This is a genomic window from Azospirillum sp. VT-I1 (genome assembly GCF_055698305.1).
On sequence record NZ_CP168803.1, the window covers coordinates 250,930 to 264,673 of the forward strand.

Consider the following 13,744-nt stretch of genomic DNA (forward strand, 5'->3'; position numbering starts at 1 on the left):
ATGGCTCAGGTCACCACCACCCTCTCCAGCCTGAAGGATCTGACGGGCGCCGCCGCCACCGCGACCGTCACCGAAGAGCTGGCCGCTCCGAAGCTGGACGCCCAGGGCCGCGCCTACGCCACCGGCAAGCGCAAGGACGCCGTCGCCCGCGTGTGGATCAAGCCGGGCACCGGCAAGGTCACCGTGAACGGCCGCGACCAGACGGTCTATTTCGCCCGTCCGGTGCTGCGCATGATGATCGCCCAGCCGTTCGGCGTGACCGAGCGCGTCGAGCAGTTCGACGTGGTCGCCACCGTCACCGGCGGCGGTCTGTCGGGCCAGGCCGGTGCCGTCCGTCACGGCATCTCCAAGGCGCTGACCTACTTCGAGCCGGCCCTGCGCCCGCCGCTGAAGGCCGCCGGCTTCCTGACCCGCGACGCCCGTACGGTCGAGCGTAAGAAGTACGGCCGCGCCAAGGCCCGCCGCAGCTTCCAGTTCTCGAAGCGCTAATCCCTACACGGACCCGCGGCTTTACGGTACAAGCGAGGGGCGTCCCGAAAAGGGGCGCCCCTTTCTTTTTGCCTGTCATCACAGTTTCGCTTATCCCGGATACAGGTTCCCCGTCGTCAGATCGTCTTTTCAGCGAAGGACAACGCTTTCATGGCCTCGATCAGCACTTCCGGCGGTTCGAAGATCCGCGTCGGCATCCTGGGCGCTTCCGGCTACACCGGCGCCGAACTGGTGCGCATGCTGCTGCGCCACCCGAACGTCGAGATCGCCGCGCTGACCGCCGAACGACAGGCCGGCAAGCCGATGGCGGAGGTGTTCCCGCATCTGGGCGGCTATGGCCTGCCCGATCTGGTGAAGATCGAAGAGCTGAAGTGGGACGGCCTGGACTTCATCTTCTGCGCCCTGCCGCACGGCACCACGCAGGAGGTGATCGCCGGCCTGCCCAGCGGCCTGAAGGTGGTCGACCTGTCCGCCGATTTCCGCCTGAGCGACCCGGCCGAATACGCCACCTGGTACGGGCATGAGCATCGCGCCGTCGACCTGCAGAAGGAGGTCGCCTACGGCCTGACCGAGTTCAACCGCCAGGGCGTGCGCAAGGCGCGGGTGGTGGCGAATCCGGGCTGCTACCCGACCAGCTCGCTGCTGCCGCTGTTGCCGCTGCTGCTGGAGAACCAGATCGAGCCGGGTGGCATCATCATCGACGCCAAGTCCGGCGTGTCGGGCGCCGGCCGCGACGCCAAGCAGGCCAACCTGTTCACCGAGGTGTCGGAAGGCTTCAACGCCTACGGCGTCGGCCATCACCGCCACATGCCGGAGATCGAGCAGGAGCTGCGGCTGGCCGCCGGCCGTCCGGTCACCGTCTCCTTCACCCCGCATCTGGTGCCGATGAACCGCGGCATGATGGCGACCATCTATGTCCGCATGGCCGACGGTGTCACCGCCGACGACCTGCGCGCGACGCTGGCCGCCCGCTATGCCGACGAGCCCTTCGTCGGGGTGACCCCGGCCGGCGTGGTGCCGGCAACCCGCCATGTCCGCGCGTCCAACCACTGCCTGATGGGCGTGGTCGCCGACCGCACCCCTCGCGGCGCCATCATCGTGTCGGTGATCGACAATCTGGTGAAGGGCGCCTCGGGCCAGGCCATCCAGAACATGAACGTCATGATGGGCCTGGGCGAGACCACCGGCATCGATCAGGCGCCGCTTTTCCCGTGACCGGTCGGGGCAGGGGGCTGTGACAGCGTTGTGGCCCCCTGTCCGCACTGTTGCACGGAGGCACCAATCGGGATTTGCTTTGCCCTGTCAATGCGAAATCAGGTGGTGCCTTAAGCCTTCCGGTGCTTCAATCCCGCCCGTCATGCACGACTTCGGTACGACCTGATGACCGGCCTTGTCCGCGCCTTCAACGGCATCCTGCCCACCGTCGACCCGACCGCGTTCATCGCGGAAACGGCGGCGGTGATCGGTGATGTCGTGATCGGGGCGAACAGCAGCATCTGGTACGGCTGCACCGTGCGTGGAGACGTCAACGAGGTCCGAATCGGCGCTCGCACCAACATTCAGGACGGCACCGTGATCCACGTGGCCTCTGAAGGGCAGGGCACCTACATCGGCGACGACATCACCGTCGGCCATATGGCGATGCTGCACGCCTGCACGCTGGAAGACGGCTGCTTCATCGGCATGAAGGCCTGCATCCTGGATGGGGCCTATGTCGAGTCGCGGGCGATGGTCGCAGCCGGTGCTCTGGTGACGCCCGGAAAGCGGGTGACGTCCGGATTCTTGTGGGCCGGCAGCCCTGCTAGACCGGTTCGCGAGCTTACGGAAAAAGATCTCGCGGTTTTTCCTGTGCTCAGCCACCGTTATACGGATTTGGCGGAAACCTACCGGAAAAGCTGCTATGGAAGTGGAGCATAGGTCAAGGTTCAGGTAGGGTTCGGTCGAACGGCTGAGGTGTCGGAACGTTGCCGCACACCACATGTTGTGAAGGTCGATACCGCGCTTGCACGTGGGCAGATGCTTCGATTGATAGGTTCATCCCCCGCAGGCACTCTGATGGGGAAGGGTTCTGGAAGGGAGTGAAGACAATGAAGACTATTGTTCGCGCGGGTCTGGCTGCCATCCCGGCCGCCATCGTCGCTTTCGGTCTGTCGGCGGCCGCCAATGCCCAGGACGCGAGCCTGGTCGGCAAGGGCACCGAGTGGTGCAACCCGGTCATCGGCTGGGGCAATGTCGCCGCCCGCACCGGTGACGGCGGCTACGTCATCCACCAGGGCAGCTATCCGTGCCCGCCGGCCGCCGCCGCTCCGGCTCCGGCCGCCGTCGCTGCGGTCCAGAGCGAATACCTGGTGTTCTTCGACTGGGATAAGTCGAACATCACCCCGGCCGCCGATCGCGTGATCGGTGACGCGGTGTCGGCCATCCTGAAGAACGGTGGCGCCAAGATCCACGTCGTCGGTCACACCGACACGTCGGGTTCGCCGGCCTACAACCAGCGCCTGTCGATCCGTCGCGCCGACGCGGTCAAGAAGGCCCTGGTCGCCAAGGGCATCCAGGCCGCCAACATCACGACCGAAGGCAAGGGCGAGAGCCAGCTGCTGGTCCAGACCGGCCCGAACGTGCGCGAGCCGTCCAACCGTCGTGCGCAGATCCTGCCGCGCCTGCTGAACGCTCCGTCGTCCTAAGGACGGTTGGCAGGGGGCCGCTCCGGGGGTTTCGGAACGGCCTTCCCGCCAGCGGAAGAAACCGCAGGAAAAAGGCCGCGCCGGGCTTCCCGGTCGCGGCCTTTTTCCGTTTTCGGCCGATGTTCAGCCCAAGCTTCTCAGCCTGCGACCTGGGCCGGGTCCTGTTCCGGCTCGCCGGCGGTCAGCCGCAGCGGCACCACGCCTGCCCACACCGGGTGGTCCATATCCTCCGGATCGTCGCCGGGCGGGCCGGAGCGCCGCTTGGCCGACGCCTCCGCGATGGGGAAGGCCAGAACGGCGGTCGCCTTCAGTTCCTGCACGTTGGGCGCCCGCACCTTGGCGCTGCGGCCGGGCTCGATCTTCTCCATCAGCGCGTCGAGTGCCGCGCGCTTCTCCGCCTCTTCCGCCACCAGCCTGGGCCGGCCGAACAGCATCACCGAGCGGTAGTTGACGGAATGGTGGAAGGCCGACCGCGCCAGCACCCAGCCGTCGATCAGCGACAGGGTGACGCAGGCCTCGCCCCCTCCTGCAGCCGCCGGATCATCCGGCTGGAGGAGGCGCCATGGATCATCAGCTCGTCCCCCACGCGCCAGGGGACCGTCGGGATCACCATGGGAGAGGGCGCGGCATGCCCCTTGATGGCGTCGTCGACGAAGCCGACGTGGCAGATCGGCGCCTCATCGATGATGGCGTGGATCAGGGCGACGTCATGGCTGCCGCGGTCGCCCAGCCGCACCGGCCGGGTGCGCGGGGTTTGGGCCAGGGCGGCGGGGGACTCGGTGGCGGAGGTGTCGGCGAGAAGGCTGGTCATGGTCGTGCTCGAGGCCGGAACTGTTGCGATGACCTAGAATGACCGGCAGAATGGCCCCCTCGAAAGGTCCGGAATGTCGATTCCATAGGGACCAATTCTCCAACCCTCGGGAAGGATCCTCATGGCCCGCCCGGCGCGTCCGGTTCTGTCCAGCCTGGGACCGGTGGCGCTCGACCGCGACGGAGCGGAGCCGCTGCACCGCCAGCTCTACCGCGCGCTCCGTCAGGCGGTGCTGGACGGCCGGCTGCGCCCGGGGGAGAGGCTGCCGCCCAGCCGGGCGCTCGCCGCCGATTGGGGGCTTTCGCGCAACACGGTGGTGACCGCCTACGACACGCTGCTGGCGGAGGGGTACGTCACCGGCCGGGTCGGGGCCGGCACCTTCGTCGCCACCTCCCTGCCCGATGCGCGGCCCGGCGGCGTCGCAGCCCGCGGCGAAGCGCGGAGGGAGTCGGCCTGTCCGCACGCGGCCTTGCGCTGGCCCAGGCGCCGGCCATCGCCCGCGACCGGGCGGGCCGGCCCTTCGCGCTCGGCACGCCGGACCTCGGCGCCTTCCCCTTCGAGCTGTGGGCGCAGTTGCTCGGCCGCTGCTGGCGCCAGGGCGGGCGGGTGCTGGCGACCGACCCCGACCCGCTCGGCTACGCTCCGCTGCGGGTGGAGATCGCCGCCTATCTGCGTGCCGTCCGCGCCGTCCGCTGCGAACCGGAGCAGGTCGTCATCGTATCCGGCGCGCAGCAGGGGTTGGCGCTGATGGCCCAGCTTCTGCTCGATCCCGGCGATGCGGCCTGGGTGGAGGAGCCGGGCTGGCCCGGCAACCGCGCCGCCCTGCTGGGCGCCGGGGCGCGGCTGGTGCCGCTGCCGGTGGACGGGGAGGGCATCGACGTCGCCGCCGGCATGGCCCGCGGGGCCGACGCCCGGCTGGCGCTGGTCACCCCCTCCCACCAGTTTCCGCTGGGCGTGACCATGAGCCTGGCGCGCCGCCTGCGCCTGCTGGACTGGGCGGCGGCCCGTGACGCCTGGATCGTCGAGGACGATTACGACAGCGAGTTCCGCTATGCCGGCCCCCCGCTGGCCGCCCTCCAGGGCTTGGACGGCGCCGGCCGGGTCATCTATGTCGGCAGCTTCAGCAAGGTGATGTTCCCGGCGCTGCGTCTCGGCTATGTCGTGGTGCCGCCCGATCTGGTGGAGCCGGTGCGCGCCGCGCGCCGCCATTTCGACGGCGGGACCAGCGTGGTGCCGCAGGCGGCCCTGCACCGCTTCCTGGCCGACGGCCATTTCGCCTCGCACCTGCGGGCCATGCGCTCCCTCTACGCCGCCAAGCGCGCCGCCATCCTGGAGTCGGTCGCCCGCGCCTTCGCCGGCTTCGCCCATGCGGAGGCCGGGGAGGCCGGAATGCACATCCTGCTGCGCCTGCCGCCCGACTGCCCCGACCATGCCCTGGCCGAACGCGCCGCCCGCATCGGCCTGACCACGCCGGCCCTGTCCGGCTACCACCGCGATGCGGACGGCGCCGCCGGCAACGGCCTGCTGCTGGGCTTCGCCGCCCACGACCCGGCGGCGCTCGACCGCGCGGTGCGCGATCTGGCGCGGCTGGCGGCCGGGTGATGGCACTATGCGGAAGCCAAGCCCAAGAAAGGTAGCTTCTATCCGGCACACCAGCTTAGTTTTTGATACTCAAGTTCAGTATCTGCTGATACATTTTGGGACATGATGATTGTAAGGATAGTTGAGGATCGGCAATAAATTAAAGTGTGATGTGCGAGAAGTTGGGTGGGGCTTTGTCCCATTTATGATGATGAATTTTCATCAATATGGCGATATGTGATTTTTTATTATTAGAGCTGCCGCAGTATCCATTGCCCGGTAGCCCCGTTGTGCCATTGACCGCAAGCGCCTGCAAAGGTGGAATGTTTTCGGTCTTACAATATTTCTGAATCACACCAAGATACAGGCTCGCAACACGCCAATGTACACCTATAGCATCGCTTAATTGTTTATAGGTGAGGGGCGTGTTGCGTCTTGCAGCTTCCACGAGGATCGGCCACGCTTCCTTGGCGCGTTTTCTGTGCAAATCCATGTCCATATCAATCTCCACGTGTTTATAATAGATATATAGCGCGGAAGAATGGGAGTTGCCAGAAAAGTTGCTGCTAAGGGTTATGGCTAGGTCATTGCCCATGCTGTCTCAAAAGAGAACAGCCTCACCCACAGCTTCAGGAATAGCCAAGAGTGAACTGGTTGGAGAGTTCGATCATCGGACAGGATCAGTCCGCGTCCTCGTGATGGTTCGCCGGAGGCGCGGAGATCCGTTCCAGGAACCGGCGGGCGGCTTCGGGCGACTCCAGTGCACGTTCCGTCGCCTGCCGGATCGCTTCCTTCATCGCTTTCACATCCTCGTCGGTCATCGCCGGGCCCCTGTTGAAGGTTGCCATCTCGCATTCTCCCCGCAGGTCACGTCAGGAAATCGACCGGCACCGAAAGAAAAATAGCATGGAACTTTGCGAACAGGAGGGCAGACCGCTAAACCGCTTCCGCCACCTGCTCCACCGCCGGCACTTCCCAGGCGGGGTAGCGCAGGCTCAGCTGGTGGGTGCGGTCCTGCATGTCCAGCACCGGACGCAGCACCGACGGGTCGGCGCGCATGGCGTCCTCGCCGGCCATGTGAACGATGCCCAGCCGGCGGTTTGGCAGGTAATACTCCACCAGTTCCCGCCGCTCCGGGTCGAAGCGCCAGGGGCCGATGTAGTTGCACCATTCCGGCAGCAACTCCACCGGCAGCCCGTCCAGATAGACCGCCCCGGCCATCGCCAGCTGGTCCGACGTGAACAGCCGGCCCTTGCGCAGCACCCGCTTCTGCCAGCGCTGGAACGCCTCCCAATGGGGCGCGTCCGCCTTCAGCGCATAGGCGCCGGCATTCAGCGTCGGGCGGGTCGCCAGCGCCCGGCATTCCGCCTTGCTCAGGCCGGCGCGGCAGGAGTTCTTGAACAGGATGGAGCGCACCCGCGCGAAGCGGCCGAACAGCCAGTCCAACCGCAGTTCCGTCTCCGAGAAGCGGCCGAACTGGGCGACGATGGCGAAGCGGTTCAGCGCCGCCCCCCGCCGCAGCATCTCCACCGCCTCCCAATCCTGCACCCAGGCGTCGGCGTCGATCCAGATCAGCGTGTCGTAGCCGGGGAAGTATGTCGGCAGGTGCAACTTGGCGAGGTTGGCCTTCAGGTGGATGCGGTTGCGCAGCTTGTGCGCCGGGATGCTGACCGGCCAGGGCGGCGTCACCACCGCCGCACCCTGCGCCTTCAGCTCCGCGATCTGATCGTCGGTCAGGCCGGCGTCGATCACCCCGACGGGGCAGTCCGCCGCGGGCCGGAGCGCCCGCAGCGACGCGATCAGCTCGCGGATCATCGGGTGATAGCGGGAATCGCCGCCGGTGACGACGATGAAGGAACCCAGCATGATGTATCCGGTACGCCTTAGGCGTTTGGTGGTACGTACACCCACCCTGCCTGCATTATCCTTCTACGTCAACCGCTGTCCAGACCGGGTTGCCGCGCTTTCGAAGGCCGGCGCAGCACGCCCCCCTGTTCGGTGTACGCCTTGGGTCTGATCGTCCTGCCTATCCGGAAGTCAGGGGTTGCCGGATGGCCGTTCGGGTGAAACCTTCGACCGCGTGGCTTGTTTCCGTTCCGTGTTCCCGCGACACGTGTTCCGTCAATCGCTTCTCGAAAGTGCTGGACCCATGATCGATCGGCAGGACCGGCTCTGGTACAAGGACGCCGTCATCTACCAACTTCACATCAAGGCGTTCTTCGACGCCGACAACGACGGCATCGGCGATTTCGCCGGCCTGACCCAGAAGCTGGATTACATCCAGGAACTGGGCGTGACGGCGGTGTGGCTTCTGCCCTTCTATCCGTCCCCGCTGCGCGACGACGGCTATGACATCGCCGACTACACCTCGGTCAACCCGACCTACGGGAACCTGGAGGATTTCCGGCGCTTCATGGAGGAATGCCACAACCGCGGCCTGCGGGTGATTACCGAACTGGTCATCAACCACACCTCCGACCAGCATCCCTGGTTCCAGCGCGCGCGGGAGGCGCCTCCCGGCTCCAACCACCGCGACTATTATGTCTGGTCCGACAGCGACCAGAAATACCAGGGCACGCGGATCATCTTCTGCGACACGGAAAAGTCCAACTGGACCTGGGATCCGGTCGCCAACGCCTATTACTGGCACCGCTTCTATTCGCACCAGCCTGACCTGAACTTCGACAATCCCGAAGTTCTGGAGGAGGTGCTGAAAGTCATGCGCTTCTGGCTGGACATCGGAGTGGACGGGCTGCGGCTCGACGCCATCCCCTACCTGAAGGAGCGCGAGGGCACCAACAACGAGAACCTGCCGGAGACGCACGACGTCCTGAAGGCGATCCGCGCAGCACTCGACGCCGAGTACCCCGACCGCATGCTGCTGGCCGAGGCCAACCAGTGGCCGGAGGACGTGCTGCCCTATTTCGGCGATCCCGAGAAGGGCGGCGACGAATGCCACATGTCCTTCCACTTCCCGCTGATGCCGCGCATCTACATGGCGGTGGCGATGGAGGACCGGCATCCCATCGCCGACATCATGCGCCAGACGCCCGACATTCCGGCCGACTGCCAATGGGCCATCTTCCTGCGCAACCACGATGAATTGACGCTGGAGATGGTCACCGACAGCGAGCGCGACTATCTCTGGAACTTCTACGCCGCCGACCGGCGCATGCGGATCAACCTCGGCATCCGCCGCCGCCTGGCCCCGCTGCTGGAGAACGACCGCCGCAAGATCGAGTTGCTGAACAGCCTGCTGATGTCGATGCCCGGCACGCCGGTGCTCTATTACGGCGACGAGATCGGCATGGGCGACAACATCTATCTCGGCGACCGCGACGGCGTGCGCACGCCGATGCAATGGTCGATCGACCGCAACGGCGGCTTCTCGCGCGCCGACCCGGCGCGGCTCTACCTGCCGGCGGTGCTCGACCCGATCTACGGCTTCATGGCCGTCAATGTCGAGGCGCAGGCGCGCAATCCCTCCTCGCTGCTGAACTGGATGAAGCGGCTGGTGGCGGTGCGCAAGCAGCGCCAGAGCTTCGGCCGCGGCAGCTTCTCGCTGCTCTATCCCGGCAACCGCAAGGTCCTGGCCTATGTCCGCTGCCTGGAGACGGAGAACGGGTCGGAGATCGCGCTGTGCGTCGCCAACCTGTCGCGCTCGGCCCAGGCGGTGGAGCTGGACCTGAAGACCTGGAAGGGCCGCATCCCGGTAGAGTTGCTGGGCCGCACCGTCTTCCCGCCGATCGGCGACCTTCCCTATCTGCTGACGCTGCCGGCCTACGGCTTCTACTGGTTCGCGCTGACCGCGGAGGCGGAGCTGCCGACCTGGCACGAAACGCCGCCGGAGCCGGTGCCGGACCTGCTGACCGTGGTGGTGCGCGACGGCTGGCACAGCCTGACCAGCGGCAAGGCGGCGGACGAGCTGGGCCGCGACATCCTGCAGGCCTTCCTGCCCAAGCAGCGCTGGTTCTCCGCCAAGGACCGCCGCATCACCCGCTCGCACGTCACCATGGCCGCCCAGCTGCCGGGTCCGGGCGACGGCTTCATGCTGGTCCGCACCCAGGTGGGCCTGAGTGGTGCCCCAAGTGGAGGCGCGCAGGATGGCGACGCCGCCGACCAGAGCTATTTCCTGCCGCTGGCGATGAGCTGGGAGAACGGGGCGGGCGGCACCGGCTGGCCGCTGCTTCCCTACACGCTGGCCAAGGTGCGGCGGGGTCCGCGGACCGGCGCCATCTATGACGCGGTGCAGGCCGACAGCTTCGCGCTCGCCCTGATCGAGGCCCTGCGGCGCGGCGAGACGCTGCGGGCGATGTCGGCGCCGGGCATGGACGGCGGCGACGGCATCCGCTTCACCGCCACCGACGCGCTGGCCGCCATCGACCTGTCGGAAGAGGCCGAGGTGCGGCGGCTGGGCGTGGAGCAGAGCAACACCTCCGTCCTTGTCGACAGCCAGATCGTGCTGAAGGTGCTGCGCCGTCTGGTGGAGGGCGAGCATCCCGAGGTTGAGATGGGCCGCTTCCTGACGGAGGTCGGCTTCGCCAACACCCCGGCCCTGCTGGGCACGGTGGAGCAGGTGGCGGCCGACGGCACGCCGACCGCGCTGGCGGTGGCCCAGGCTTTCGTCCGCAACCAGGGCGACGGCTGGGCCAGCACGGTTGAGGAGCTGGAACGCCAGTTGGAGGACATCCGCCTTGGCGTCGCCGGCACCACCGAGGACGCGGCGGAGGCGGGCGAGCCCTTCGGCATGCATCTGGTGATGATGACCACGCTGGGCCAGCGCACCGCCGAACTGCACCGCGCGCTGGCGCAGGGCACCGGCAGGCCCGCCTTCGATCCGGAGCCGATCTCGGCAGAGGATGTGGCCGGCTGGGCCGATGCCGCCCGCGCCCAGGCGGAGGCCGCATTCGCCGCCCTGCCCGGAACGCTGGACCGCCTGCCGGCCGACGTGCGCGCCGACGCCGAACAGCTGCTGGCCCGCCGGGCCGAGGCGATGGCGCGGCTCGACGCGCTGGCGGCCATGCGCATCGACGCCGTCAAGACCCGCATCCACGGCGACTACCACCTGGGACAGGTCGTGCGGGCGCAGAACGACTGGTACATCCTGGACTTCGAAGGCGAGCCGGCGAAGACGCTGGAGGAACGCCGCGCCAAGTCCAGTCCGCTGCGCGACGTGGCCGGCATGCTGCGCTCCTTCAACTATGCCGCCTGGGCGGCGCTGTTCCGTCTGGACAGCGCGGGCGAGGGGTCCAACAGCGGCGACAGCCCGGCGCTGGCCGCCGCCCGCGACTGGGAACGCCGCAGCATCGACTCCTTCCTCGACGGCTACCGCACGGCCATCGAGGGCTGCCCGGTCTGGCCCGCGCAGAATGGGGCGGGCGATGAGGCTGCGCGCGGCCTGCTGACCCTGTTCCTGCTGGAAAAGGCCTTCTACGAGATCGGCTACGAGGCGGCGAACCGGCCCAACTGGATCGGCATCCCGGTGAAGGGCGTTCTGGGCCTCCTCGACGATGCCGAAAGGGGCTGAACACAGAACCCCGGCGGGAATGGTGTGACGAAACCGCCGCGGGTATGTTCACGTCCGGAGAAGGCGACCCGGTGTCAACGGCTGCCCCCTCCCCAACCCTCCCCCGCTTTGCGGGAGAGGGTGCCTTACGCAAAGCGGCGGCAGTCCCCTCTCCCACCGCAGGTGGGGGAGGGTTAGGGAGGGGGCCATCCGCTGCACCGTTCCGGGCTGGACGGCGAGAGATCGACAGTCCATGAAGACGATAGGGCCTCCACGAAGAAGGGCACTTGGCCAATGGCGAGCGACATGACGACGGACACCCGCAAGGACCAGGCGCAGACCGGCGTCCCCGAAGGCCGTGACGGCGGTCAGCCCCGTACCGATGACCGGCCCGATCATCGGAAGGAGGCCCTGCGTGCGGCGGCCGACGCCATCGCACGGGCCGACCATGGCGATCCCTTCGCCGTGCTGGGCATGCAGCAGGAGGCCCCCGGCCGCCCGGTGGAGGTCCGTGCCTTCGTGCCCGGCGCAGAAAAGCTGTGGGTGATCGACAGCGCCACCGGCGAACCGGCGGGCGAGGCCGAGCGCATCCACCAGGACGGCTTCTACCTCGCGGTGATGCCCGACCGGACGGAGCGCTTCCGCTACCGCCTGCGCGCCCAATACCCGCTGGCGACCCAGGAGTTCGAGGACGCCTACCGCTTCGGCAACATGCTGGGCGAACTGGACGTCCATCTGCTGGCCGAGGGCACCCACCTGCGCAATTACGAGAAGCTGGGCGCCCACCCGCGCGAGGTCGACGGCATCGCCGGCGTGTCCTTCGCCGTCTGGGCGCCGAGTGCGCGCAGCGTCAGCGTCGTCGGCGACTTCAACAACTGGGACGGCCGCCGCCTGCCGATGCGCCGGCGCGTCGAGGTCGGCGTCTGGGAGATCTTCGTCCCCCACGCCCATGCCGGCCAGCGCTACAAGTTCGAGATCCGTGGGCCCAACGGCAACCTGATGCCGGCCAAGGCCGACCCCTACGCCTTCCAGGCGGAGATGCGCCCGGCCACCGCCTCGGTCGTCCACGGCCTGCCGTCCTACGAGTGGCGCGACCAGGAGTGGCAGAGCCGCAAGGTCGCCACATCGGACCGCACCGCGCCGATCTCCATCTACGAGGTCCATCTCGGTTCCTGGGCGCGGGTGCCGGAGGAGGACAACCGCTTCCTGACCTACCAGGAACTGGCGGAGCGGCTGATCCCCTACGCCAAGGACATGGGCTTCACCCATATCGAGTTGCTGCCGATCACCGAACATCCGTTCGACGGCTCCTGGGGCTACCAGCCCATCGGCCTCTATGCCCCGACCGCCCGCCACGGCTCGCCGGAGGACTTCAAGGACTTCGTCAACGCCTGCCACCGCGCCGGCCTGGGCGTGCTGCTGGATTGGGTGCCCGGCCATTTCCCGACCGACCCGCACGGGCTGGGCGAGTTCGACGGCACGCATTTGTACGAGCATGCCGACCCGCGCCAGGGCTTCCACCAGGATTGGAACACCCTGATCTACAATTTCGGCCGGACGGAGGTGCAGAACTTCCTGCTGGGCAACGCGCTGTTCTGGCTCGACCATTACAAGCTGGACGGGCTGCGCGTCGATGCCGTCGCCTCCATGCTCTATCTCGACTACAGCCGCAAGGAAGGGGAGTGGATCCCCAACAAGTTCGGCGGTCGCGAGAACCTCGAATCCATCGCCTTCCTCAAGCGCATGAACGAGCTGGTCTATGGCCAGCAGCCGGGCGCCATGACGGTGGCGGAGGAGTCCACCTCATGGCCGATGGTGTCGAAGCCGACCTACCTCGGCGGTCTCGGCTTCGGCTACAAATGGAACATGGGGTGGATGCACGACACGCTGCACTACATGCAGAACGACCCGATCCACCGCCGCTACCATCACCACCAGATGACCTTCGGGCTGATCTATCAGTTCTCCGAAAACTTCGTGCTGCCGCTCAGCCATGACGAGGTGGTCCATGGCAAGGGCTCTCTCATCAACAAGATGCCGGGCGACGACTGGCAGAAATTCGCCAACCTGCGCGCCTATTACGGCTTCATGTTCGCCCACCCCGGCAAGAAGCTGCTGTTCATGGGCGGCGAGTTCGCCCAGTGGAGCGAGTGGAGCGAGGCGCGCAGCCTGGACTGGCACCTGCTGGACCTGCCGATGCACCGCGGCATGCGCGACCTCGTGCGCGACCTGAACGGCGTCTACCGCGATCTGGAGCCGCTGCACAAGACCGACTGCGACCCGTCCGGCTTCGAGTGGATCGAGTCGAACGACAACGAGAATTCGGTCTTCACCTTCCTGCGCAAGGCCGACGACCCCGAGCACATCGTCATCGCCGTCTGCAACTTCACGCCGGTCCCGCGTCAGGGCTACCGCGTCGGCGTGCCTCTGCCCGGCCGCTATGTCGAGCGCATCAACACCGACGACGGCAGATACGGCGGCAGCGGCGTCGGCAACCCCGGCGGCGGAGTCTATGCCGAGGAAGTCCCCTGGCACGGCCGCACCCACTCGCTCGACCTGACCATCCCGCCGCTGTCGACGCTGATTCTGGAGCGGAAGGCGGAGTAGGGGTGAGGAGGCGCGGACCCGGCCCGGCCGGATTGCCTTGCCGGGCTTACCGCCGTCGCCCATCCG

10 protein-coding genes and 2 pseudogenes are annotated in these 13,744 nt (G+C 67.3%); 8 read left to right on the top strand and 4 right to left on the bottom strand.

The window, feature by feature from the left end:
• The 4 genes from rpsI to AB8P05_RS19880 all read left to right on the top strand — a co-directional run bounded on the left by rpsI (position 1) and on the right by AB8P05_RS19880 (position 3,173).
• Complete coding sequence (gene rpsI, locus AB8P05_RS19865; protein ID WP_455174582.1) at positions 1 to 489, top strand: 30S ribosomal protein S9; 489 nt, start codon at positions 1 to 3, stop codon at positions 487 to 489.
• Positions 490 to 639: 150 nt separating this feature from the next.
• The gene (argC, locus tag AB8P05_RS19870) at positions 640 to 1,704 is read left to right on the top strand and encodes an N-acetyl-gamma-glutamyl-phosphate reductase (protein ID WP_455174581.1); all 1,065 of its coding nucleotides are present in this window, start codon (positions 640 to 642) and stop codon (positions 1,702 to 1,704) included.
• Between the two features lie 165 nt (positions 1,705 to 1,869).
• Positions 1,870 to 2,406 (top strand): gamma carbonic anhydrase family protein, encoded by a 537-nt coding sequence (locus AB8P05_RS19875; protein WP_455174580.1) that lies wholly within the window; start codon positions 1,870 to 1,872, stop codon positions 2,404 to 2,406.
• 170 nt (positions 2,407 to 2,576) lie between these two features.
• Positions 2,577 to 3,173, top strand: a complete 597-nt coding sequence (locus tag AB8P05_RS19880) for an OmpA family protein (protein ID WP_455174579.1) — start codon at positions 2,577 to 2,579, stop codon at positions 3,171 to 3,173.
• Positions 3,174 to 3,310: 137 nt separating this feature from the next.
• Here the strand turns inward: AB8P05_RS19880 and AB8P05_RS19885 are convergent.
• Positions 3,311 to 3,984, bottom strand: a pseudogene (locus tag AB8P05_RS19885) (pyridoxamine 5'-phosphate oxidase family protein).
• A 121-nt stretch (positions 3,985 to 4,105) separates the two neighbouring features.
• Between AB8P05_RS19885 and AB8P05_RS19890 the strand changes: the two are divergent.
• A pseudogene (locus AB8P05_RS19890) lies at positions 4,106 to 4,309 on the top strand (GntR family transcriptional regulator); the annotation flags it as partial.
• A complete protein-coding gene (pdxR, locus tag AB8P05_RS19895; protein ID WP_472760568.1) occupies positions 4,276 to 5,586 on the top strand; it encodes a MocR-like pyridoxine biosynthesis transcription factor PdxR in 1,311 nt (436 codons plus the stop codon). The pseudogene AB8P05_RS19890 and the gene pdxR, both read left to right, overlap by 34 nt.
• 139 nt (positions 5,587 to 5,725) lie before the next feature.
• Here the strand turns inward: pdxR and AB8P05_RS19900 are convergent, their stop codons facing one another.
• The 3 genes from AB8P05_RS19900 to AB8P05_RS19910 form a co-directional block, all read right to left on the bottom strand.
• Complete coding sequence (locus tag AB8P05_RS19900) at positions 5,726 to 6,064, bottom strand: hypothetical protein (RefSeq protein WP_472760569.1); 339 nt, start codon at positions 6,062 to 6,064, stop codon at positions 5,726 to 5,728.
• Positions 6,065 to 6,245: 181 nt separating this feature from the next.
• Positions 6,246 to 6,413: a hypothetical protein gene (locus tag AB8P05_RS19905; protein WP_455174575.1), complete on the bottom strand. Its 168-nt coding sequence runs from the start codon at positions 6,411 to 6,413 to the stop codon at positions 6,246 to 6,248.
• Positions 6,414 to 6,501: 88 nt separating this feature from the next.
• Positions 6,502 to 7,431, bottom strand: coding sequence for a glycosyltransferase (locus tag AB8P05_RS19910; RefSeq protein WP_472760570.1), 930 nt, complete (start codon positions 7,429 to 7,431; stop codon positions 6,502 to 6,504).
• A gap of 283 nt (positions 7,432 to 7,714) precedes the next feature.
• On the opposite strand from AB8P05_RS19910, the gene treS reads away from it, so the two are divergent.
• The gene (gene treS, locus AB8P05_RS19915; protein WP_472760571.1) at positions 7,715 to 11,092 is read left to right on the top strand and encodes a maltose alpha-D-glucosyltransferase; all 3,378 of its coding nucleotides are present in this window, start codon (positions 7,715 to 7,717) and stop codon (positions 11,090 to 11,092) included.
• A gap of 285 nt (positions 11,093 to 11,377) precedes the next feature.
• Complete coding sequence (gene glgB / locus AB8P05_RS19920; RefSeq protein ID WP_472760572.1) at positions 11,378 to 13,678, top strand: 1,4-alpha-glucan branching protein GlgB; 2,301 nt, start codon at positions 11,378 to 11,380, stop codon at positions 13,676 to 13,678.
• Positions 13,679 to 13,744 lie beyond the last annotated feature (66 nt).